The 22,139-nt window shown below is 63.9% G+C and carries 19 protein-coding genes and 1 pseudogene; 13 read left to right on the forward strand and 7 right to left on the reverse strand.

The annotated features are described in order from the left end of the window. Position 1: 1 nt before the first annotated feature. Complete coding sequence (pgi, locus tag LY632_RS09930; RefSeq protein ID WP_234090982.1) at positions 2 to 1,543, reverse strand: glucose-6-phosphate isomerase; 1,542 nt, start codon at positions 1,541 to 1,543, stop codon at positions 2 to 4. 51 nt (positions 1,544 to 1,594) lie between these two features. Here pgi and lepB point away from each other — a divergent pair, with 51 nt between their 5' ends. The 4 genes from lepB to LY632_RS09950 are packed head-to-tail and all read left to right on the forward strand — an operon-like array spanning position 1,595 to position 5,300. Then, complete coding sequence (lepB, locus tag LY632_RS09935) at positions 1,595 to 2,464, forward strand: signal peptidase I (protein WP_234090983.1); 870 nt, start codon at positions 1,595 to 1,597, stop codon at positions 2,462 to 2,464. After that, on the forward strand, positions 2,461 to 3,132 hold the full coding sequence (gene rnc, locus LY632_RS09940) for a ribonuclease III (RefSeq protein WP_234090984.1): 672 nt from the start codon (positions 2,461 to 2,463) through the stop codon (positions 3,130 to 3,132). Before lepB ends, rnc begins: the two co-directional genes overlap by 4 nt. Continuing rightward, positions 3,129 to 4,034 (forward strand): GTPase Era, encoded by a 906-nt coding sequence (gene era / locus LY632_RS09945; protein ID WP_234090985.1) that lies wholly within the window; start codon positions 3,129 to 3,131, stop codon positions 4,032 to 4,034. The genes rnc and era overlap by 4 nt, the downstream gene beginning before the upstream one ends. A 6-nt stretch (positions 4,035 to 4,040) precedes the next feature. Next, a complete protein-coding gene (locus LY632_RS09950; protein WP_234090986.1) occupies positions 4,041 to 5,300 on the forward strand; it encodes an MgtC/SapB family protein in 1,260 nt (419 codons plus the stop codon). 630 nt (positions 5,301 to 5,930) lie between these two features. On the opposite strand, the gene LY632_RS09955 is transcribed toward LY632_RS09950, so the two are convergent. From LY632_RS09955 to plsY, 6 genes are all read right to left on the reverse strand, one after another. Beyond that, on the reverse strand, positions 5,931 to 6,536 hold the full coding sequence (locus LY632_RS09955) for a response regulator (RefSeq protein WP_234090987.1): 606 nt from the start codon (positions 6,534 to 6,536) through the stop codon (positions 5,931 to 5,933). Between the two features lie 23 nt (positions 6,537 to 6,559). Further along, positions 6,560 to 6,880, reverse strand: coding sequence for a hypothetical protein (locus LY632_RS09960; RefSeq protein ID WP_234090988.1), 321 nt, complete (start codon positions 6,878 to 6,880; stop codon positions 6,560 to 6,562). 81 nt (positions 6,881 to 6,961) lie between these two features. Further along, entirely contained in the window at positions 6,962 to 8,092 is a 1,131-nt protein-coding gene (locus LY632_RS09965; protein ID WP_234090989.1) for an alpha/beta fold hydrolase, read from the reverse strand. A 40-nt stretch (positions 8,093 to 8,132) separates the two neighbouring features. Further along, on the reverse strand, positions 8,133 to 10,700 hold the full coding sequence (gene topA / locus LY632_RS09970) for a type I DNA topoisomerase (protein ID WP_234090990.1): 2,568 nt from the start codon (positions 10,698 to 10,700) through the stop codon (positions 8,133 to 8,135). Positions 10,701 to 11,370: 670 nt separating this feature from the next. Beyond that, entirely contained in the window at positions 11,371 to 12,474 is a 1,104-nt protein-coding gene (gene dprA, locus LY632_RS09975) for a DNA-processing protein DprA (protein WP_234090991.1), read from the reverse strand. Between the two features lie 103 nt (positions 12,475 to 12,577). Continuing rightward, complete coding sequence (plsY, locus tag LY632_RS09980) at positions 12,578 to 13,171, reverse strand: glycerol-3-phosphate 1-O-acyltransferase PlsY (protein ID WP_234090992.1); 594 nt, start codon at positions 13,169 to 13,171, stop codon at positions 12,578 to 12,580. 150 nt (positions 13,172 to 13,321) lie between these two features. Between plsY and murI the strand changes: the two genes are divergently transcribed. The 9 genes and pseudogenes from murI to LY632_RS10025 all read left to right on the forward strand — a co-directional run bounded on the left by murI (position 13,322) and on the right by LY632_RS10025 (position 22,116). Then, a complete protein-coding gene (murI, locus tag LY632_RS09985; RefSeq protein ID WP_370636494.1) occupies positions 13,322 to 14,092 on the forward strand; it encodes a glutamate racemase in 771 nt (256 codons plus the stop codon). A gap of 81 nt (positions 14,093 to 14,173) precedes the next feature. Beyond that, positions 14,174 to 15,394 (forward strand): 5-aminolevulinate synthase, encoded by a 1,221-nt coding sequence (hemA, locus tag LY632_RS09990; protein WP_234090994.1) that lies wholly within the window; start codon positions 14,174 to 14,176, stop codon positions 15,392 to 15,394. Between the two features lie 40 nt (positions 15,395 to 15,434). After that, positions 15,435 to 16,661, forward strand: a complete 1,227-nt coding sequence (locus tag LY632_RS09995; protein ID WP_234090995.1) for a cell wall hydrolase — start codon at positions 15,435 to 15,437, stop codon at positions 16,659 to 16,661. Between the two features lie 10 nt (positions 16,662 to 16,671). Further along, the gene (locus tag LY632_RS10000) at positions 16,672 to 16,971 is read left to right on the forward strand and encodes a YdeI/OmpD-associated family protein (protein WP_234090996.1); all 300 of its coding nucleotides are present in this window, start codon (positions 16,672 to 16,674) and stop codon (positions 16,969 to 16,971) included. 76 nt (positions 16,972 to 17,047) lie between these two features. Beyond that, on the forward strand, positions 17,048 to 17,503 hold the full coding sequence (locus LY632_RS10005; RefSeq protein WP_234090997.1) for an endonuclease/exonuclease/phosphatase family protein: 456 nt from the start codon (positions 17,048 to 17,050) through the stop codon (positions 17,501 to 17,503). Between the two features lie 108 nt (positions 17,504 to 17,611). Beyond that, complete coding sequence (locus tag LY632_RS10010; RefSeq protein WP_234090998.1) at positions 17,612 to 18,196, forward strand: hypothetical protein; 585 nt, start codon at positions 17,612 to 17,614, stop codon at positions 18,194 to 18,196. 34 nt (positions 18,197 to 18,230) lie between these two features. Continuing rightward, positions 18,231 to 18,905, forward strand: a complete 675-nt coding sequence (locus LY632_RS10015) for a nitroreductase (protein WP_234093212.1) — start codon at positions 18,231 to 18,233, stop codon at positions 18,903 to 18,905. Positions 18,906 to 19,006: 101 nt separating this feature from the next. Further along, a pseudogene (locus tag LY632_RS10020) lies at positions 19,007 to 19,810 on the forward strand (TauD/TfdA dioxygenase family protein). A gap of 110 nt (positions 19,811 to 19,920) precedes the next feature. After that, entirely contained in the window at positions 19,921 to 22,116 is a 2,196-nt protein-coding gene (locus LY632_RS10025; RefSeq protein WP_234090999.1) for an EAL domain-containing protein, read from the forward strand. Positions 22,117 to 22,139 lie beyond the last annotated feature (23 nt).

Raw genomic sequence — 22,139 nt, forward strand, 5'->3', positions numbered from 1 at the left:
ACTACTGCAACCCTGCCGCCTCCAGCAGAGCCTGCGTACTCGCATCGAATGTCGCCCCGCCCGCCTCGATATCCTTGGCCATCTTCTTGCCCAGCTCGACGCCGAACTGGTCGAAGGGATTGATGCCCATCAGCACAGCGTTGGCGAAGGTGCGGTGTTCGTGGAAGGCGATCAGCGCGCCCAGCGTTGCGGCGTCGAGATCGTCGCACAGCATGGTCGCGCTGGGGCGGTCGCCGGGGAAGGCGCGCGCGGGGTCCTTGCCGTCGGCGCTCATATTGCCGCCCGCCATCAGCGCCGCGCCCTGCGCAAAGCAGTTGGTCAGCAGGATGCGGTGATGCGCCGGGTCGAGATTATCGCCGGGGGCGATGCTGGCGATGAAGTCCACCGGCACCAGATTAGTGCCCTGGTGGAGCAGCTGGAACACCGCATGCTGGGCATCGGTCCCCACCCCGCCCCAGGTGATCGGCGCGGTTGCACCATCCACCGGTGAGCCGTCCGCCTTCACCATCTTGCCGTTCGATTCCATCTCCAGCTGCTGGAGGTAATCGGGCAGCAGGCCGAGCCGCTCGTCATAGGCGAACACCGCCCGCGTCTGGCAGCCGCGCACGCGGGTGTAGTACTGATCGGCAAAGGCCGCGAGCAGCGGCAGGTTCGCCCTGCCCTCTTTCTGGGCGAAGTGGGTATCGACGGCCTGCGCGCCCGCCAGCATGGCCTCGAACTCGTCCCAGCCGGCCGCCAGCGCGACCGGGAAACCGATGCTCGACCACAGTGAATAGCGCCCGCCGACGCTCTCCATGAAGGGCAGCACGCGCGTCTCGTCGACGCCCCATTCGACCGCCTTCTCGGGCGTGGCGGTCAGCGCGATCACCCGCCCGCTCGGGTCCTTGACCCCGCCATCAGCGAGCCATTTGAGCGCGCTGTCGGCATTGGTCAGCGTCTCGATCGTGGTGAACGTCTTGGAAGCGACCGCGACAAGCGTGGTCGCCGGGTCGCAGGCGGCAAAGGCCTGCTCCAGCGCCACTCCGTCGATGTTGGAGACGACATGAACGTCGACCAGCGCGAGGTCCCGCGTCAGCGCATCGATCGCCAGCTTCGGACCCAGTGCGCTGCCGCCGATGCCGATGTGGATCAGGTGCCTGACCTCGCCCAATGCGCTCTGGTGGATTGCCTCGACCAGCATGTGCATGCGGGCCAGCAAGGCCTGCGCTTCTTCGACGCTTGCGTCCGACCCGGTGCCGCGCTGCGCAGTATGCTCGGCCGCGCGCCCTTCCGTGACGTTGATCTTCGCGCCTGACAGCAGCTTCTCGCGCGCGCCGGCGAAGTCCATTGCCGTGGCCAACGCTTCGAACTGGTCGAGCAACTCTCCGGTCAAATGCGTCTTAGACCAGTCGAACAGGATCCCGCCTTCGGTCTCGCCTTCACCCCAGCTCAGGCGCTTGCTCAGCTTGCTAACGCGGTCACAATCGGCGGCGAACAGCTCCAGCAGGGTGTCCCTCTTCGCCGAACGGATCGCATTCCAGGCGTTTTTCACAGCATCGGTCACGGCTTTAGAATCCCCTTGCCAGTCGTTGCCGGTGGCCTAGTGGTGCAGCCGATGGATGAAAAGACCGAAACCCTGCCCGCTTCCGCCATGAATACGGTTGCGCCGCATGCGGGCGGCACGAATGACACAGCGGACGACAAGCCCAAGCGCAAGGAGATGAGCTTCCCGCTCTTCCTGCTGCTGGTGGTGCTGGGCGCGCTCGCCTTCCGCAGCTTCGCCTTTTCGCTGTTCAACATTCCCAGCGAGAGCATGCTGCCGCGCTTGCTGGTGGGCGACTATCTGGTTGCCTCCAAGTGGAGTTACGGCATCTCGAAACACTCGCTGCCAGTCGAACTGGGCCTGCCGGGTGGCAGGCTGCTGGCGAGCGATCCCGCGCGCGGCGATGTGGTGATCTTCAAGCATCCGGTCGACCATGTCGACTACGTCAAGCGGGTTATCGGCCTGCCAGGCGATATCGTCGAGCTGCGTGACGGGCTGGTAGTAGTGAACGGCAATGTCCTGCCCCAGCGCCGCGTCGGCGAGTTCCGCGTGCCCGTCTCGCCCAACACCGATTGCCCGCCAGGCATCCCGATCCAGCGGCGCGAGGACGGGATCATGTTGTGCCGCTATGCCCTGTGGCAAGAAACCAACCTCCAGGGGCGCAGTTACCAGGTGCTCGATTTCGGCAAGAGCCCGCAGGACAACTGGGGCCCGCGCGTGGTGCCCGAAGGCCGGCTGTTCCTGATGGGCGACAACCGCGACAATTCGCAAGACAGTCGTTTCCCGGCCGAAAGCGGCGGGGGGGTGGGAATGGTTCCCGCGGCCTTGCTGGTCGGCAAGGCGCAGAGGATCGTCTGGTCGACCGATGGCAGCGCCGAATGGCTCAAGCCATGGACGTGGTTCACCGCTGCGCGCAAGGGGCGTATGGGGGACGGGATATGACTATACTCGCCCCGGAGACCCGTGACTGGCTGATCGGACATGGCTTTGCCGTTTCCGACGACGAGCTGTGGCTGGAAGCACTGACGCACGGCAGCACCGGGGCCATGCGCGACTACCAGCGGCTCGAGTTTCTGGGTGACCGGGTGCTGGGCCTCGCCATTTCCGACCATCTCTATCGCAATGTCGGCGGGGCCGAGGGTGCACTGGCCCAGCGGCTCAACGCTCTGGTGAGCAAGAGTGCCTGCGCCAAGGTCGCCCGGCATCTCGGCGTCAGCGAGCATGTCGTACTCGGCAAGCAGGCGCGCGAGGACGGCGCGGCCAAGAGCACCAATATCATGGGCGATGTGATGGAGTCGCTGCTCGGCGCGAACTATCTCGAGGCCGGATATGGTCCGACTGCCGCGCTGGTGCACAAGTTCTGGGCCGAGGATCTCGACGGCAAGACCGGCCGGTCCAAACATCCGAAATCGGCGCTGCAGGAATGGGCCGCCGGCAACCAGCGCCGCCCGCCGGAATACACGCTGGTCGACCGGTCCGGGCCCGACCACCAGGCGATCTTCACGGTCCGCGTCGAAGTCCGCAAGGTGGGTGCGGCCGAAGCCACCGCCAGCAGCAAGCAGGAAGCGGAAACGGCCGCCGCCAAACTTTTCATGGAGCAGTACGGTTGACCGACACCCCCACCACCCACTGCGGCGTCATTGCCGTGCTCGGTGCCCCCAACGCCGGCAAGTCGACGCTGGTGAACCAACTCGTCGGCCAGAAGGTCGCGATCACCAGCGCCAAGGCGCAAACCACCCGCGCGAGGATGCTGGGCATTGCGCTGCACGAGGCGACGCAGATGATCCTGGTCGACACCCCCGGCATCTTCGCGCCCAAGCGTCGGCTCGACCGCGCCATGGTCAACGCTGCATGGGAAGGCGCGGAAGCCGCCGATGCCGTGCTGCTGATGGTCGATCCGGTCAAGCAGCGGCGGCACGAGCTGGAGCCGCTGCTGGAAAACCTCAGCCAGCGGCCCGAGCGCAAGATCCTGGTCCTCAACAAGGTCGATGTGGCGAAAAAGGAGCCGCTGCTGGCGCTGGCACAGGACCTCGCCGCCAAGGTTGAGTTCACAGAGATCTACTTCGTCTCGGCCCTGACCGGGGACGGCGTGCCCGAACTGAAGCAGGCACTCGCCGCGATGATGCCCGAGGGGCCGTGGCACTATCCCGAAGACCAGGTGAGCGATGCCAGCGAACGGCTGCTGGCGACCGAGATCACCCGCGAGCAGCTCTATCAGCAGCTGCACGAGGAACTGCCTTACGACAGCGCGGTGCGGCCCGAGCTCTACCAGCACCGCCCCGATGGCAGCCTGGAGATCCACCAGCAGATCATCGTCACCCGCGACAACCAGCGCGCCATCGTGCTGGGCAAGGGCGGCAGCCGGATCAAGGCCATCGGTGAGGCGGCGCGCAAGGAACTGGCCGAAGTGCTGGGCGTGAAGGTCCACCTGTTCCTGCATGTCAAGGTCGAGGAAAACTGGGCCGAGAGCCGCGAGATCTTCGAAGAGATCGGGCTCGACTGGGTGCGATAAGGCACGGTGGCACTCTTCCCGCCTGACCTCTGGGCCCATGCCGCCTCTGGACTGGCGGTCGGCTTGCTGGTCGGGATCGAGCGCGGGTGGAAACTGCGCGGCGAGGCGGAGGGATCGCGGGTCGCGGGCATCCGCACTTTCACCCTATTGGGGCTCGTCGCAGGTCTTGCGGGCGTGCTGGCGGCGGCCGGATATCCGCTCGCATCAGGGATGATGATTGCCGCCGCCGCAGTCGTCGTGGCTATCGGTTACGGCAGGGCAATGTTGGACAAGGGTTCGCCCGACGCGACCTCGGCCGTTTCGGCTCTGGCCGTGCTGGCGCTGGGCTTCCTCGGAGGCATTGGCCAACCCGCGCTGGCGGTGGCAGGCAGTGCGGTGATGACGCTGATCCTGGCGCTGCGCACCGAGGTGCATGGCTTCATCGATCGGCTCGACGAGGCCGACATCAAGGCCTTTGCCCGCTATGCCGTAATTGCGCTGGCGGTCTATCCCTTCCTCCCCGCTGGTCGCTACGGTCCCTATGACGCGTGGGAGCCGCGGACGCTGTGGCTGGTGGTGGTGCTGGTGACCGGCTTCTCCTTCGCCGGATACGTCGCCAACCGCATCTTCGGAGCCAAGCGAGGGACCATTGCCACAGCGATCATCGGCGGGGCCTACAGCTCGACCGCCGTGACCCAATCGCTCTCGCAAAGGCTGGGCGCCGGACAAGGCACCGGCGCAGAGAATGCGGGCATCGCGCTGGCGACGGCTGTGATGTACCTGCGGGTCACGCTGCTGGTCGGGGTGCTGGCCACACCGCTGCTCAAGCCTTTCGTGATCCTGATCCTGCCCGCGCTGCTGACCGGCTGGGGCGTGAGTTGGTGGCTTTACCGCCGCGCCGCGCATAGCACCGGCCCCGCCCCGCCCGGCAACCCGATCGCGCTGATCCCAGCTTTCGGTTTCGCCGCCTTCGTCGCCGTGGCCGCTGTCGCCGCGCGCTGGGCGCAAGGTGAGTTCGGCGAGCAGGGCATCGCGGTCTTGCTCCTGCTGATGGGCAGCATGGATGTCGATGCCGCCATCGTCACGGCTGGTGGGTTGGAACCCGGCACCATCGCCAACGAACTCACCGCACTGGCGATCACCGGGACGATCCTCGCCAATATGGCCGTCAAGCTCGGGGTGACAATCGCTTACGGGAGAGCAGCCGCGAAGCCCGCTGGGTGGGCGCTGGGGGCGAGTATGCTGGCGCTGAATGCAAGTCTCTTAGCAGGCTACATTCACCTCTAAAAATTTGCTGAACAAGAAGCAAACATCTACGAAGAAAATGAGATCTCTATCAGAGTTTCGAGAGAAATCTCATCGGACAATTTTCGGGATTAAGCTGGATAAAAATGGGCTCAGTGAAGCAAGGCTCGGTACAAACAAGAGAACCAATCTACGGTCAAGGCGGGCTCTCGGCACGATCTCGCGGGAGGATTCACAAGGAGCGCTACCAACGTGACTTCGACATTTCTGCGGAACAAGTCACTGGAATGTCTAAGTGGCTAACAGCGAGCCTTTTTGCCGCAAATTCTGGCGGTGTTCTGACTGTACTGAACACGGCAGATAAGCTAACTAATCCAGACACGGCTGCGGCTCTTTTCGCAGGAGGGCTGTTGTTTGCGCTACTAAGCGGAACAGCGATTCAGGAGTTCTATAACCAAATCTCTGATCCGCTTGACGACCTCATCCAATACTGGTCAGAGGTCGAGGAGGGACAGCCAGAAGACAGTGATAGGTTTGATGAGATTGTAAGGCGACTTTCCACAATCAAGAAATGGACGTGGACAGCGCCAATTCTCGGATGGCTATCCGGTGCTCTATTCGTAGCTGCTTCATTTTCGGTGGCTTACGGTCTTGCCGGGAATAGTGAGAAGACTACCCCGCCACCATCCGCTCAACCTTCGCCTTCAGCGCGGCCTCGGTGAACGGCTTGACGATGTAGTCGTCGGCTCCGGCGCTGATGCCTTCGTGGATGTCGGTCGCTTCACCCTTGGAGGTGCAGAACATCACCTTGGCGCGCTCTCCACCCGGGATGGCGCGCAGGCGGGCGACGAATTCGACGCCGCTCATGACCGGCATCTGCCAGTCGGTGATCACAAGATCGGGCATGCCGCCCTTGCAACGGGCCAGCGCTTCCTCGCCATTCTCGGCTTCAGCCACGCGGTAGCCCAGCTCCTCGGCGATCTTGCGCGAGAGCTTGCGGACGACGCGGCTGTCATCGACGATCAGGCAGCGTTTGCTGCCCGTGACTGCCGCATTGCCTTCGCGCATGGCCTTGGCGGCAGCAACGATGGCGTCGGTATCGCTCAGGTCCTGCGGCGCAGGCGCGCTGTCAGGTAGGGGATCGTCCTTGTAGGGCACGTCTTCATACACCAGCTCGCTGCGGGTGGTCGGCTCCGGCGGATAAACTGGTTCCTCACGCGGGACAGCCTGCTGCTTCGCAGGCGCCTGGGCGTCATGCGGCAAGGGTTCCTGGCCCACAGAAGGGCCGGTGCGGCGCTTGATCAGATTTTGAATGGTCGTGCCTCCCGCTCGAGCGCGCTGCGCATGGCGAAGTCGTCGTCGAACTCGCGATCATAGCCGTCGTCGAAACCGTCGTCGTTGACGCCGCCGAGTTCCTCGCCCGCGGTCAGGCGGACGTGGATATAGGGCATCCAGACATCGCCGAAATCGGCCTTCTGGTACCACACGTCCAGCACGTCATAGCTCGCCCACATGCCGTTCTTTTCGCGCAGCCGCAGGCCTTCGCCGATGCGCGGCACGGCGGCAAAGCGCAAGCGATGTTGCGACTGGTGCGTTTCGTTCTGGACTTCGATTTCGATCACAACCGTTCCCCGATTGGGGACAGCCCTAACAGTCAATGCTTGATGATTTACCAACAAACGTGTGTGGGCATTCGACGGAGCCTAGAACTGCCCGCAATTGCCGGTTGCCCGGCGACCGGCAAAGCGGTCCGCTATCCACGCCAGCGACTGCACAGTGCTGTTCAAAGCCGTGCGCGGGTGATCCCCGCCAGGAAGCGAATCATACTGGACGCTACGCCCCCGGCGGCACAGGCCGCGCGCAAATTCGAGCGTGACCTGCGGCGCAACCAGCGAATCCTCGACGCTCTGGGCGATGTAGACCGGCCCCGGGACGTCGCCCGGCTTGATGCTGTTGCGCCGGATCAGCGACGACCAGCCGTCGATGCGCGCAATATCCTTGCCTGCCAGCGCGTTGCGTATGGACAGGATGCCGAGCAGCGTACCCAGTTTGGGATCGGATTCGAGGCTGATGCACTTCTGCGCCAGCGCATTGGCGACGCCGCGGTTGAGCGGCCCGAACAGCTTGTCGAGCGGGGCATCGAACCGCTTCGACCAGCTATAGGCCACGAAGGCCGTGAGGAAAGCGCGGGCATTGGCATCGCTCGCCTGCGACAGGTTTTTGCCCAGATCGGTCGGCGGGGCGGCGGCCAGCGTGCCGACGAGATTCAGTTCGCGGGCATAGCTTTTCGCCTCGCGCGCGGTCCAAAGCGCGGCATGGCCGCCTTGGGATTCGCCCCAGACCACGAATTCGGTCCCGGCATAGGCACCGGCGATGGCCCTTGCCGCGCGTATCGCATCGAGAACCGAGCGCGCGGTCTCGCGGCCGACCAGATAGGCATGCTGGACGGGGCTGCCGAGCCCGGGATAGTCCGGCGCTACGACGACATAGCCGGCCGAGATCATCTCGCTCAGACCGGGTGTGAAATCGAAGAAGCCAGGTTTGTCCGAGAGGTCGCACTCTTCCACTACGCCCGAGGTGCCGTGGGTCCATGCGACGATCTTGCGCGGCTGGCGCGGAGCAGCCTCGCGCGGGGCCACCACCATGCCGGTGGCTTCGATCCGCTGTCCCTCTTCGCTCGTGGTCCAGTAACGGATGCGCCAGGCCTGTGCGCCGCCGGGGGTTTCGACCACCGGATCGGCAGAGATCAGTTCACCTGCTGACTGCGCGGTAGCGGAAGGGGCGAACAGGAATGCAAGCAGAACGGAAAATGCGTAAAGCAGGCGCGTGACCATCGTTGCTCTCCAGCGACGGAAGCGATCAATCAGGCCTGTATCACTTTCCTGCGGGTGCTGCAGCCTTCTTCTTTGCCGGAGAATTCTTTTTCGCTGCTGCCTTCTTCGGAGCAGCTTTCTTGCGGCCTTTCTTCTTCGGAGGGCCCTTGGCGGCGCGGGCGTCGATCAGTTCGATCGCCTGCGCCTCTGTCACGTCCTCGGGCTTCACGTCCTTGGGCAAGGTCGCATTGGTGGTGCCGTCGGTGACATAGGGGCCATAACGGCCGGGCATGACCTTGATCTCGCCGCCGCTGGTGGGGTGGGTGCCGAGCGCCTTGATCGGCTCGGCCTTGGCGCGGCCCCCGCCGGCGCCGCGATTGGCCGCCTGGGCAAGGATATCGACCGCGCGGTTCATCCCGACTTCGAAGACTTCACGGGTGTTCGTCAGCTTGCCGTATTTCCCGTCGTGGCGGAGATACGGCCCGTAACGCCCGATATTGGCTTCGATTTCCTTGCCTGTTTCCGGATGCTCGCCGATGATGCGCGGCAGGTCGAGCAGCCTGGCGGCCCATTCGACATCGAAATCGTCGAGATCCTTGGGGATCGAGGCGCGCTTCTTTTCGCCGTCCGCTTCCATTTCGACATAGGGACCGAAGCGCCCGGTCTTGCGGTGGATATCCGCCCCGGTGACGGGGTGCTGGCCCATCACACCGTCCTCTTCGCCCGCTCCGCCATCGGCGCCCGGCTGAGCGAAGCGGCGGGTGAATTTGCATTCGGGATAATTGGCACAGGCGACGAAGGCCCCAAACTTGCCGCCACGCAGCGCCAGACGGCCACCGCTGCGGCCTTCGGCAAGGCACTGCGGGCAGGCGCGCGGATCGCTGCCGTCCTCGCGCGGGGGGAACAGGTAGTCGGAGAGATATTCGTCGAGCGCCTCGGTCACTTCCGAGGGCAGCTTCTCCATCACCTCGTCGGCCTTGGGCTTGAAGTCGGCCCAGAACTTGGCGAGCAGCTCCTTGTACTCCTCGCGCCCGTCGGAGACGGTGTCGAGCTCGTCCTCCATCCCGGCGGTGAAGTCATAAGCGACATACTGCGGGAAGAAGCGTTCGAGGAACACCGTGAGCAATCGCCCCGATTCCTCTGCAAAGAAACGGTTTTTCTCCATCCGAACATAGTCGCGGTCGCGCAGGGTCTGGATGGTCGAGGCATAGGTCGACGGGCGGCCGATGCCGAGTTCCTCGAGCCGCTTGACCAGCGAAGCTTCGGAAAAACGCGGCGGCGGCTGGGTGAAGTGCTGGTTGGCCTCCACGCCGCGCTTGGCCGGACTGTCGCCCTTGTGCATGACGGGCAATAGACCGTCATCGTCATCCTCGGACTTTTCGTCGAAGCTTTCCTGGTACACCGCAAAATAGCCCGGGAATTTCACTACCTGGCCGCTGGCGCGCAGCTCGTGCTGCCCGGTCGCATCGCGCAGCGTCACGGTGGTGCGTTCGAGCTGCGCGGCGGACATCTGGCTCGCCATCGCGCGCTTGAAGATCAGGTCATAAAGCTTTGCTTCGTCACCGGAAGCCGCATGCTCGCGCTTGAAATTGGTCGGTCGGATCGCCTCGTGCGCCTCCTGCGCGTTCTTGGCCTTGGTGGCGTAGAAGCGCGGCTTTTCGGGCCGGTAATCCTCGCTGAAGCGCTCGGCGATGGCATCACGCGCGGCCATGATTGCCGACATGTCCATCTGCACGCCGTCGGTCCGCATGTAAGTGATTGCGCCGGCCTCATACAGCGATTGCGCGAGCCGCATGGTGTGGCTGGCCGAATAGCCGAGCTTGCGCGCGGCCTCCTGCTGCAGGGTCGAGGTGGTGAACGGCGGCGCGGGATTGCGCTTGAGCGGCTTGGTCTCGATGTCCTCTACCGTGAAGCGCCCCTGCTCCACCGCCGCCTTGGCCGCGAGCGCCGAGCCTTCATTGCCCAGCGTCATCTTGTCGAGCTTCTTGCCCTCGAACCTGACCAGGCGGGCATCGAACTCGGTCCCGTCGTGGAGCAGCTTGGCAACGACCGACCAGTATTCCTCGGCCCGGAAGGCCTCGATCTCGCGCTCGCGGTCGACGATCAGCCGCAGCGCGACCGACTGCACCCGGCCCGCGCTCTTGGCGCCGGGCAGCTTGCGCCACAGCACGGGGCTGAGGGTAAAGCCGAACAGGTAATCGAGCGCGCGGCGGGCGAGATAGGCATCGATCAGCGGCTGGTCGAGTTCGCGGGGGCGGCCCATCGCTTCGGTCACCGCGGCCTTGGTGATGGCGTTGAAGGTGACACGGTCGACCTTGGCGGGCAGTGCCTTGCGCTTGGCCAGCAGCTCGCGCACGTGCCACGAGATCGCCTCGCCTTCACGGTCGGGGTCGGTCGCGAGCACGAGCCGATCGGCCTTCTTCGCGGCGTCGGCGATTTCCTTGAAGCGGCTCTGCTTGTCGCGATAGAGTTCCCAGTCCATCGCGAAATCCTCGTCCGGCCGCACGCTGCCGTCCTTGGGCGGCAGATCGCGGACATGGCCATAGGAGGCGAGGACCTTGAAGTCCTTGCCCAGGTAACCCTCGATGGTCTTCGCCTTGGCCGGCGATTCAACGATAACAAGCTGCATGTGAGGTGCGATCCAGTCCCTTACGCGTATACGTGTACGTACGCGCGAGGGTGGGGTTGGGTTCACGGAGGTGTCAAGCGGCAGAGCTAAGCAGCACTATTTCAGTTCGAATTGAACCGCCGATATACACCCCAGCACAGCAAACATAAACCGCCCAAGAGCGGCCAACGAGCTTCAAGACCTGTGTCCAAAATTTCGGCACCTCGCAGCACGTTCCCAAACACTCCGGAACCGCCGTAGCGGATGTCCATCAGAATGACGCTGGCCAACGCGATCGCAATCCCAGCCATGATGAAACGATTGGCACTCCTATAATCCATCTTATGCTGCTCCGTACCCTAACAGCCCTTTCAGATGGGACACATGCGCCAACGTAGCAATCCGGCTAATTTCAATCCATTGCGTTAGTCGTCTTTCAATGCGCCCACGCAAGCCGGACATTCTTCGTTTGCCCCGGGGTCGGTCCCATACGGAATAACGGCACCGCAGTAAGGACATCTGCGACCATCTCGCTCGGCTGCGTCATGTTGCGCTTGGTCGAGCAACTCCAGCTCATGCTTCGCTTGTCCCATCTGGGACCTCCTTGCTTCTCTTTGAGTCCTACGAGAAGCTAGCCGACAGCCGTCAAAATGCAAGTTTGGAGAACATGATTAACACCCTCAGCGTGACCCTATCTTAAACTCACCCGCCCAGCCGCGTGCCGCTCCAGCCGCCCGGCAATCTCCAACTCCAGCAGCGCCAGTTGCACCGACGCGGCGCTTGTCCCCGACTGGCGGATCAGTTCGTCCACGGCCACCGGGGCGGTGGTCAGCAGGCTCGCAATATCGGCGGGCTCGGCCTTGGCCAGTTCCTCCGGCGCGTGGTCGAAATCGTGCCAACCGCCCTCGCGGAAGCTCGACCGCGGGGTGCCCTCGAAGCTGCTGAGCAGTTCGACCACATCCTCCGGCCCCTGCACCAGCACCACGCCTTCGCGGATCAGCTGGTTGCACCCGGCAGAACGGGCATCGAGCGGGGAGCCGGGGATCGCCATGACCTCCCTGCCCGCCTCGCCCGCCAGCCGCGCGGTGATGAGCGAGCCTGACTTCGGCGCAGCCTCGACCACCAGCGTGCCTGCCGCGAGGCCAGCGATAATGCGGTTGCGGCTGGGGAAGTGGCTCCCGCGCGGTTCGGTGCCCGGCGGTTGCTCGGCCAGCAGCAGCGCTTCGCTGCCGATGCGCTCCTGCAGCTCGGCATGCTGCGGCGGATAGGCGATGTCGATCCCGCTGGCGATGACGCCGATGGTCGCCCGCGAGGGATCGCTCAAGGCACCCTCATGCGCCGCGCCGTCGATGCCGCGTGCCAGCCCCGAGACCACAGTGAACCCCTCCCCCGCCAGCGCCGCGGCGAACTCGCGGGCGATCTTGACCGCCGCCGCGCTCGAATTGCGCGCGCCGACCATGGCGACGCAGGGCTTGGCAGCGAGCGACAGGTCACCGCGAAAGGTGAGGATCGGCGGCGCGCTGTCGAGCTCGCCCAGCAGCGCCGGATAGTCAGGCTGGTCATGGAACAGGTAGCGCGCGCCGGCCTTGCGCACCGCCTCGACCTCGCGCTCGACCACCTCGGCGGCGACCGCACGATAGGCCCGCCCGCCGCGCTGGGCCAGATCGGGTAATGCCTCCAGCGCCGCCTCAGCCGTGCCGAACCGCGCCAGCAACTGGGCATAGCTGACCGGCCCGATATTAGGCGAGCGCAGCAGCCGGATGCGGGCAAAGGCTTCGGACTGGGAGAGTGACAAGCCTAAACTCCGTCATCCCAGCAAAAGCTGGGATCTCTCCGAACGGCAGTGCCAGCCTCAACCAGATCCCAGCTTTTGCTGGGAAGACGAAAAGGCAAGGAGATCACGACTTGCTGCCCACCTTGGGCTCCTCGCCCCGGCGCAATCGGCCGATATTCTCGCGGTGGAGCCAGAGAACGATCACTGCGATCAGCCCCAGCGCCGCGGCGAAGGTCGGCCGGTCGAAATACCACGCCGCCCCGACCGAGGCGACGGCTGCGCTCATCCCTGCCAGCGAGCTGATCCGCGTCAACGCCAGCATTCCGAGCCATACCACGGCATAGGTCAAGCCGATCGGCCAGCCGAGCCCGAAGCACACGCCCGCCGTGGTCGCCACGCCCTTGCCGCCCTTGAAGCCGAGCCAGACCGGGAAACAATGCCCCAGCACCGCCCCCAGCGCGGCCCAGCCGATATCGTTGGTGAACCAGCCCCAGGCAAGAAACACCGGGACGAAGCCCTTGAGCCCGTCGAGCAGCAAGGTCGCTGCGGCGATCCCCTTGTTGCCGGTGCGCAGCACATTGGTCGCGCCGATATTGCCGCTGCCGATCTCGCGCACGTCGCCCATGCCGGCCATACGGGTGAGGATCAGGCCGAACGGCACCGAGCCGAAGGCGTATCCCAGCAGCAGCGCCAGCGACGGGTCGATGTTGAAATCCATGTGCCAATTCCCCCACATCGAAACAGATGTAACGACTCACAGGAGCAACCGTCCCGCGCTTGTCGAACGACGGTTGTTTCCTCTACGGCAGGCAAACGCAAGCACAGCCCGCACGGAATTGGACTTTTGGACGCCAGCTCACCCATCCTGTTGTTCGATTCCGGTGTCGGCGGGCTGACGGTGCTGGCCGAGCTGCGCAAGCTGTTGCCGCAAGCGCCGCTGATCTATGCCGCCGACCTCGCCGGTCTGCCCTATGGCACCAAGAGCGAAGCCGAAGTCGCCGCGCGGGTCTGCGGCCTGCTGGGCCGGATGAGCGAACGCTACCACCCGCGCGCCATTTGCATTGCCTGCAACACCGCCAGCACGATCGCGCTGGGCATGGTCCGCGAAGTGCTCGAGGTGCCGGTGATCGGCACCGTCCCCGCGATCAAGCCGGCTGCCGCGATGACACGGACCGGAGTGATCGGCCTGTTCGGCACCGCCGCGACCGTGCGTCAGCCCTATGTCGACCGGCTCGAGGCCGAGTTCGCCGAGGGCAAGACCCTGCTGCGCCACGCTGCGCCCGGCCTCGTCGCCCTGGCCGAGGCCAAGCTGCGCGGCGAGGCGGTCGATCTTGCGGCGGTCCGGGCCGAGGTCGGCGGACTGCTTGATGCGCCGGGCGGCGAGCAAATCGATACGGTGGTGCTCGCCTGTACCCATTTCCCGTTGCTGGAAACGGAGCTGGCGCAAGTGTTCGGCTCGCAGGTTCGCTTCATCCACGGCGCGGAAGGCATCGCCCGGCGCATTGTTGCGATCACAGAAGGTCAGCCTTTCGATCAGCAGTCCGGGGATCTGTTCATCGCCACCGGCGAAGTGGCGGGAATCGAACGACTTTCCGCGCAACTTGCGGAATATGGCTTGGTGCGGATCGAGCGCTTCTAGCCGCCACGTCAATCCTGCGAATCGTTCGCAAAGATCGTGCTGGAATGGCGCGGAATTCCACACTATTTGACCCGCCAGCTCATGAACTACGATCAGATCTTCGACCAGGCGATCGACCGGCTCCACGCCGAAGGCCGCTACCGGGTCTTCATCGACATCCTGCGCAACAAGGGTGCCTATCCCAACGCGCGGTGCTTCCACGGGCACAACGGGCCCACGCCGATCACGGTATGGTGTTCGAACGACTATCTGGCGATGGGCCAGCACCCCAAGGTGATCGCGGCGATGGAAGAGGCGCTGCACGATGTCGGCGCCGGTTCGGGCGGCACGCGCAATATCGGCGGCAACACCCACTACCATATCGAGCTGGAGCGGGAACTGGCCGAGCTCCACGGCAAGGACGCGGCCTTGCTGTTCACCAGCGGCTATGTCTCCAACGATGCCACGCTCAGCACACTGGCCAAGCTGCTGCCGGGCTGTGTGATCTTCTCGGACGAGCTCAATCATGCCAGCATGATCGCCGGCATCCGCAATTCGGGAGCCGAGAAGCGGGTGTTCCGCCACAACGATATCGAACACCTCGAAGAGCTGCTTGCCGCCGAAGACCCTGCGACGCCCAAGCTGGTTGCCTTCGAAAGCGTCTATTCGATGGACGGCGACGTTGCCCCGATCCACGCGATCTGCGACCTGGCCGAGAAGTACAACGCCCTCACCTATATCGACGAAGTCCACGCTGTCGGCATGTATGGCGCGCATGGGGGCGGCATTTCCGAGCGCGACGAGGCCGCGCACCGGATCGACATTATCGAAGGCACCATGGGCAAGGCCTTCGGCGTGATGGGCGGCTATATCGCGGCCGATCGCAAGATCGTCGACTGCATCCGCAGCTATGCGCCCGGCTTCATCTTCACCACCTCGCTCGCCCCGCCGCTGGTGGCGGGTGTGCTCGCGTCCGTGCGGCACCTGAAGCAGTCGAGCATCGAGCGCGAGGGCCAGCAGGCTGCCGCCGCCACGCTCAAGGCGCTGATGCGCGATGCCGGGCTGCCGGTGATGGACAGCACCACGCATATCGTCCCGCTGATGGTCGGCGATCCCGTCCGCGCCAAGAAAATCAGCGACATCCTGCTCGCCGAATACGGCGTCTATGTGCAGCCGATCAATTTCCCCACCGTACCGCGCGGGACCGAACGCCTGCGCTTTACGCCGGGCCCGGCGCACAGCGAAGATATGATGCGCGAATTGGTCGATGCGCTGGTCGAGATATGGGACCGGATGGAACTGGCACTAAAGCAGGCGGCCTGACCCCCTGTTACCGGCGGCCTCGCCTGCCTAGATTGGCAGCATGAGCACCGATCATCCCCTGCGGCGGCATGTGCGCGAAAACGCGCCTCTGCTTGGCGTGGTGGCCGTGATGATCGCCGCATTCATCGGACTGGCCGCTCTTTCTCCTGGCGAGCCTACGGGCACAGGCAAGGATGCAAGCGGTCCCGCAATCGGCAAGAACGGCACCATGACGTCAGGGCTCGATGGCCTGCCGGCAGCGGCGAACGATACCGTCGTGCTGTCGGAACTTGCGCCTGACGATGCCCGTGCGCGCAATGCTCTGGTGGACTTCGCCAAGGTCGGCCCTGGCGCACCTAGGCCGTTCCAGTTTCGTGGCACAGCCGCCGACCGGATCCGCGCCCGCGATTGCCTCGCCCTCGCCGGCATGGCCGAGGCCGGCAGCGGCGACGGCGATCAGCGCGCCGTGATGCAGGTAATCCTCAATCGGGTGCGCCATCCGGCCTTCGCCAAGACCGTCTGCGGCGTGGTGTTCGAAGGGTCGCAGCGCGCCACCGGTTGCCAGTTCAGCTTTACCTGCGACGGCTCGCTTGCCCGGCGCTATGCCGATGCCTCATGGGCCGCAGCACGCAAGCGCGCGGAGGAAATGCTCGGCGGTGCCACCTATGCTCCGGTTGGCAATGCGACCCATTTTCATGCCGACTATGTCTATCCCTGGTGGAGCCCCCAGCTCGACAAGGTAGCGCAGGTCGGCGCGCATATCTTTTTCCGCTGGCGCGGGCATTGGGGGACGACTGCCGCGCTATCGGCCAGCTATGCTGGGACGGAGCCTGATCCGATGGCCTTGCGCCAAACCGCGATCGACGTGGCAGAGGCCAATCCCCTGCCGACACTCCCCGCAACGCCGACTCTGCTCGAGAGCGGTGAAGCGGTGCGAACAATCACGGCCACGGGAGCTTCCGACGTCAACGGTGCCGCTGTCGCAAGTGGCAGCCCCGGCTCACCCGCCGCTGGGGTCCACTTCGTGATCGTCTCGGGCAGCGAGTCGCCCGAAGCGCTGGTCGCCAAGGCCCGCATGCTGTGCCCGGGCGACCGCTATTGCCAGGTCTACGGCTGGAGCGATGCAGGCGATATCCCGGCCAAGCTGCCGCTTCCCGCCGCATCACGCCAGACACTGAAATTCAGCTTTCTGCCCGCCCGTGGCGGCAGTGGCGAGGCCGTCTACTTCGATTGCCAGCTGTTCCCGGCCCCGGCCATCGGCAGTTGTCTTCCCCGCGCCAGACCCTAGAATTCGGCGCATGATCCAGGGCGCCGATCCAGAGTTTCGCCACAACACGCCGGACGATATCGCCGCAGGGCTGGCGGCCGACGGCGGGCTGAGGGCCCGATGGAACGCCTTGACCCCGCTCGGCCGCAACGAATGGATCTGCTGGACCATCAGTGCCCAAAAGGCCGACATCCGCGCCAAGCGGCTCGCCCGCTTGCAAGAGGGGGGGGGCCGCAGGCAAGAAGCGTCCATGCTGCTGGCCTGGTTGTCCCCACCGACGCGAAAGCGCACGCAAATGGGTGGACGCCTGAAGACAGGACCGGACGCATAGCCGAGGATGCCGCCAGAGCATCACCGCATCAATCGATCGCCGGGTCGCTTCCGCTTGGAAACGAGGAGGCGAAGCAATGACGATGATAGACCGGGTCCGCTGGCAGTTTGCGGACAATCCCGCGCACCGCGAATTCGTGGCCGAGCGGCTGCTGGGCCTGAATCACGCGCTGGGCGAGGAAATCCACGGCGGCACCAACGAGAATTCGCTGCGCCTGGCCTCGTGGAACATCATGCATTTCGGCAACCGCGGATCCTATGACCGCACGCCGGAATCGATGCTCTACATCGCAGAGATCATCGACCATTTCGACCTTGTCGCGGTGCAGGAGGTCAACCGCAACCTCGCCAAGCTCGAGGACTTGCTCGAAAACTACCTCGGCAATGACTGGGACTATCTCGTCACCGACACCTCGGGCGGGCACGGCGGGGTCAAGGACGCCGGGAACGACGAACGGCTCGCTTTCCTGTTCCGCAAGTCCAAGGTCCATTTCCGCAAGGAAGTGGGCGAGATCGTGCTGCCCGAAGGTTAGGCCATCGCCGCGCCGGATGCGGAGAACACTGGCCGCCAGGTCCAGTTTGCACGCACGCCTTTCTCGGTCGCCTTCCGCGCCGGCTGGCTCAAGTTCAAGCTCTGTACGGTGCACATCTTCTACGGCTCGGACGACGAGGATTCGCCCGACATGCGCCGCCGCAAGGCCGAGATCCGCAAGATCGCCGATTTCCTCGCCCAGCGGCAGGAGATCGAACGGGCTGCGGCAGTCGATGCGGTCAAGGGCAAATGGGACAAGCCAGCAGAGGCCGGATGGGATTGGAACTACATCCTGCTGGGCGATTTCAACATCATTTCGCCCGAGCACGGCACCATGGCGGCACTGGAGGATGCTGGCTTCACCGTCGCCACCAAGCCGCACCGGACGAATCTGGGTAGCAATATGCACTATGACCAGATCGCCTATCGCGCAGCCCATCCCGGCTTCGAGGTGAGGAAATCGGGCGTGTTTTCCATGCTCGACCATGTCTATCGCGATGTAGACGCTTCACATTATGTCGAAGTGGCCAAGATCGCCAAGCTGACGGAGAACGGCCGCACCGGCACCCGGGCGAAAGCGTATTTCAAGCAATATTACCGCCGTCAACAACTCTCCGACCACAAGCTGCTGTGGGCGGAAATTTACATCGACTATTCCCACGAATACCTGCAGGCGGTTATCGACGAGACATAACCGGTTACAGGGGGAATCGATGAGTGGGACGGCAATGAATTATGACGAGGTGGTGCTGGGACGCAGATCGATCCGGGGCTATCTCGACAAGCCGGTACCGCAGGTGTTGATCGAGGAAATCCTTGCGCTGGCGATGCGGTCGCCTTCGTCGATGAACACCCAACCCTACTACTTCCACGTCATTACCGGCGAGCCGCTTGACCGTATACGCCAGGGCAACACTGAGAATATCCTTGCGGGCGTGCCTGACAGCCGCGAGTTTCGCCGCGGGCATCCCTTCCAGGGTGTCCACCGTGACCGTCAGGTCGGCTGCGCCATCCAGCTGTTCGAAGCGATGGGCATTGCCCGCGACGACAAGGAGGCCCGGCAAGACTGGGTGCTGCGCGGTTTCCGCCAGTTCGACGCGCCGGTCTGCGTGATCGTTACCTATGACAAGGAACTATCCGACAGCGACGATACACCGTTCGATTGCGGCGCAGTGACCACGGCGCTGGTCAATGCAGCGTGGAGCCGAGGGCTCGGCTGTGTCATCAACTCGCAAGGCATCATGCAATCGCCCGTTGTGCGCGAACACGCGGGTATCCCGGACGACCAAGTGATTTTGAAAGCGGTCGCCATGGGCTGGCCTGACCCGGATTTCCCCGCCAATCCGGTCAAGATCACCCGCCGCGAAGTCAGCGAGGCCGCACGCTTCGTAGGGTTTGAGTGACAGCACGCTTCGGCCCCCCCCCGGAGGGAGAGAGACAGGGCCACCGCCGACGACAGATTCGACCGGGCACAGCTGACACGGCCAAGCTCGACGTTCGCCCGATGACGCCGGCCATCGGCGCGCAGATCTTCGGTGTCGATCTGGGCGCAAGCGACATTGCCGCCAGCATTCCAGCAATCCACGCGGCGCTGCTCAGGTACGGGGTCGTTTTCTTCCGCGACCAGCGTTTGTCGCAGGAACAGCATATCGCCTTTGCGCGCCAATTCGGCGAGCTCGAAATCCATCCGGACACACCGAAGGACCAGCCCCATCCGGAAATGCTGCGCATCGCGCATGGGCCTGACAGTCGCGGGCAGGAAAACAACTGGCATTCCGACGTCACCTGGCGCCAATGTCCTTCGCCCGGATCGATCCTCCGTGCGCGCGAAATTCCGGAGGTCGGGAGCGACACGCTGTTCGCCAACATGCACATCGCTTACGAACGGCTCAGCCCCGAGATGCAGGAATTCGGCTGCGGGGTGACAGCGGTGCACGATATCGCCCGTGTTTTCGCCAAGCGGTTGGGCAAGGCACCGGAGGAGCTGCACGAGAAGTACCCGCCGATGCGCCATCCGGTAATCCGCACCCATCCGGAAACGGGCGAGCGGGCGATCCACGTCAACGTCGGCTTCACCAGCCATATCGATGGCCTTTCCGCCGACGAGAGCCGCTGATTGCTGGACCATCTCTACGCCACTGCGAAGGATGTCGAAATCCAGTGTCGCTTCCGCTGGCAGACCGGGTCGGTCGCAGTCTGGGACTACCGGGTGTGCAAGCATTTGGCGGTCAGCGACTATTTTCCGGCGCGACGCGTCATGGAGCGGGTAACGGTTGCCGGCGACAGGCCGTTCTTCCGCCCCGATTAACGGCTCCTTTGCCCCGCAATTGCCTCCTTTCCTTAGGCCGATAGTAACCACTTTGGTCCTACCCCTATCGGTCAATAGCGCGCTTGCAAAATCAGGGAACCGCACCACTCATGTCCGTCCGCAGCCTGTTCCAGGGAAAATCATCGCACGCAGACGGTGCGGGGATCATCGGACCTGAGGACAACGCGCGCCGCCTCGAAGTGTTGGAGGACATCGAGCAGGCGGGGATCGGCTGGATCTGGGCGAGTGACTCCGAAGGACGGCTAATCTATCTTACCGATGGTGCCTGCCGGAAACTGCCACTGGAACGCCCCGATGTGTTGGGCAAGCCGCTGATAGAATTGTTCGAGACCGATCCCGACAATCCCGACGGTGGCACCGCTCGCCCGCTCAACTTCCAGCTCAAGGCGCACAACAAGCTGCATGACCTCGTCGTGCGGTTCGCCCTCGGCAAGTCGAAGCATGATGTGCAGCAGATCTGGTGGTCGCTGACTGCCCATCCCAAGTTCGACAAGAACGGGAATTTCTGCGGCTATCGCGGCCATGCCAAAGACATCACGGTCGAATACGAGCGCAAGCTGATCGACTCGAAGCTGGCCGAGTACGATTCGCTGACCGGCCTCGCCAACCGCCACTATATGAACAAGCGGATCGAAAACATTCTCGCCGCCTATCGCAGCGCCAAGCGCTCCTGCGCGCTGATGATGCTCGATCTCGACAAGTTCAAGTACGTCAACGACACCATGGGCCATCCGGCCGGCGATGCCGTGCTGGTGCAGGCCGCTGAACGCTTGCGCGCGGTCATTGGCGATCGTGGCGAGATTGGTCGTCTGGGCGGTGACGAATTCCAGGTCATCCTGCCCGACATTGATGACCGCGGCACGCTTGGCGAATTGGCCGAGAAGATCATCAAGATCGTCAGTCAGCCCTACCCGATCGAGGACGAAAAGCGCGCCGTGATCGGTACCTCGGTGGGCATCGCCATCGCCCCCTATGACGGTGTCGACAAGGAAGAACTGGTCAAGGCCAGCGACCTCGCGCTCTACGCCGCCAAGAATGGCGGACGGGGCCAGTTCCGTTTCTACCACGCTGATTTCAAGGACGAGGAAGAAGAGCGTCAGGCGTTGCTCGACGATCTTCGGGTGGCGTTGAAGAACGGCGAACTGGAGCTTCACTACCAGCCCGTTGTCCGCGCCAATGACAACACCGTCGCTTGCCTCGAGGCGCTGATGCGCTGGCAACACGCCGAACGCGGTGCCGTCAGTCCCGACGTGTTCATCCCGGTGGCCGAGGAATCCGACCTGATAATCCAGATGGGTGAATGGGCGCTGCGCCAGGCTTGCGACCATGCCATGGCATGGCCTTCGACGGTGCGCGTCGCCGTCAATGTTTCGGCGGTGCAATTCGTCCACAAGGGCTTCCCGGAAACAGTCGCCAACGTCATCGCCCAAACAGGGATCGATCCCGACCGGCTGGAGCTGGAACTGACCGAAAGCATTTTCCTTGGCGATACCGACGCCACTGAAGAGACTTTCAAGACCCTCAAGCGGCTCGGCGTAAGGCTGGCGCTGGACGATTTCGGCACCGGTTATTCTTCACTAAGCTACTTGCGCTCGGCGCCATTCGACAAGATCAAGGTCGATCGCAGTTTCGTCGATTCCTGCACCGAGCAGGAGAAGAACAGCGCCAAGATCATCGCCGCGATCGTCGGTCTTTCCAACGCCCTGGGCATGGAAACCACCGTCGAAGGCGTCGAGGCGTTCGACCAGCTCAAGGTCGTCCGTGAAAAAGGTGCCAAGCTTATCCAGGGCTGGCTTTATGCAAAAGCCATGCCGCAGGAGAAGATTCTCGAGCTGATCAAGTCCGGCGAATTCATCATCGAGCCTGAAGGGCCGGACACGCACCGCCGCGAACGCCGCAGCGTGTTCCGCCGCATCGGCGTGATCCATGACGATCATCACTATCGCGCCGTCATGCGCGACCTTTCGACCACCGGCGCAAGGATCGAAGGACTTGTGGGAGTGCCGGTCGGCACGCCGCTCGTGCTCGATCTGGGTGCGGGTCAGCTCGTCGTTTGCGAAGTCATCCGCAGCAAGGATGCGATGATTGCCGTCAATTTCGAGACCCCGCTCGTCAGTGACGGGGCCGGCGGCCTGGTCACTCGCCATCGCGTTTCGCCCTATGCACTTGCTGCAGCCGGGATGCCGCTGACCGCACTTCCCGAAGGCAGCTATCCGATGGAGCGGATGCATGGTTCGCCAAACAGCAAGCCGCAATTCCTGGAAGTGCAAGTGGGCCATAGCTGAGCAAGACTGGGCGCTGAATCGCT

Source organism: Erythrobacter sp. SDW2, assembly GCF_021431965.1.
Lineage (GTDB): Bacteria > Pseudomonadota > Alphaproteobacteria > Sphingomonadales > Sphingomonadaceae > Parerythrobacter.

Excerpts from the sequence above, each read along its gene's own strand:
- lepB (WP_234090983.1), top strand. The coding sequence starts at position 1,595 with ATGGATGAAAAGACCGAAACCCTGCCCGCTTCCGCCATGAATACGGTT.
- rnc (WP_234090984.1), top strand. The coding sequence starts at position 2,461 with ATGACTATACTCGCCCCGGAGACCCGTGACTGGCTGATCGGACATGGC.
- LY632_RS09965 (WP_234090989.1), bottom strand. The coding sequence starts at position 8,092 with ATGGTCACGCGCCTGCTTTACGCATTTTCCGTTCTGCTTGCATTCCTG.
- topA (WP_234090990.1), bottom strand. The coding sequence starts at position 10,700 with ATGCAGCTTGTTATCGTTGAATCGCCGGCCAAGGCGAAGACCATCGAG.
- plsY (WP_234090992.1), bottom strand. The coding sequence starts at position 13,171 with ATGGATTTCAACATCGACCCGTCGCTGGCGCTGCTGCTGGGATACGCC.
- hemA (WP_234090994.1), top strand. The coding sequence starts at position 14,174 with ATGAACTACGATCAGATCTTCGACCAGGCGATCGACCGGCTCCACGCC.
- LY632_RS09995 (WP_234090995.1), top strand. The coding sequence starts at position 15,435 with ATGAGCACCGATCATCCCCTGCGGCGGCATGTGCGCGAAAACGCGCCT.
- LY632_RS10000 (WP_234090996.1), top strand. The coding sequence starts at position 16,672 with ATGATCCAGGGCGCCGATCCAGAGTTTCGCCACAACACGCCGGACGAT.
- LY632_RS10005 (WP_234090997.1), top strand. The coding sequence starts at position 17,048 with ATGACGATGATAGACCGGGTCCGCTGGCAGTTTGCGGACAATCCCGCG.
- LY632_RS10015 (WP_234093212.1), top strand. The coding sequence starts at position 18,231 with ATGAATTATGACGAGGTGGTGCTGGGACGCAGATCGATCCGGGGCTAT.
- LY632_RS10025 (WP_234090999.1), top strand. The coding sequence starts at position 19,921 with ATGTCCGTCCGCAGCCTGTTCCAGGGAAAATCATCGCACGCAGACGGT.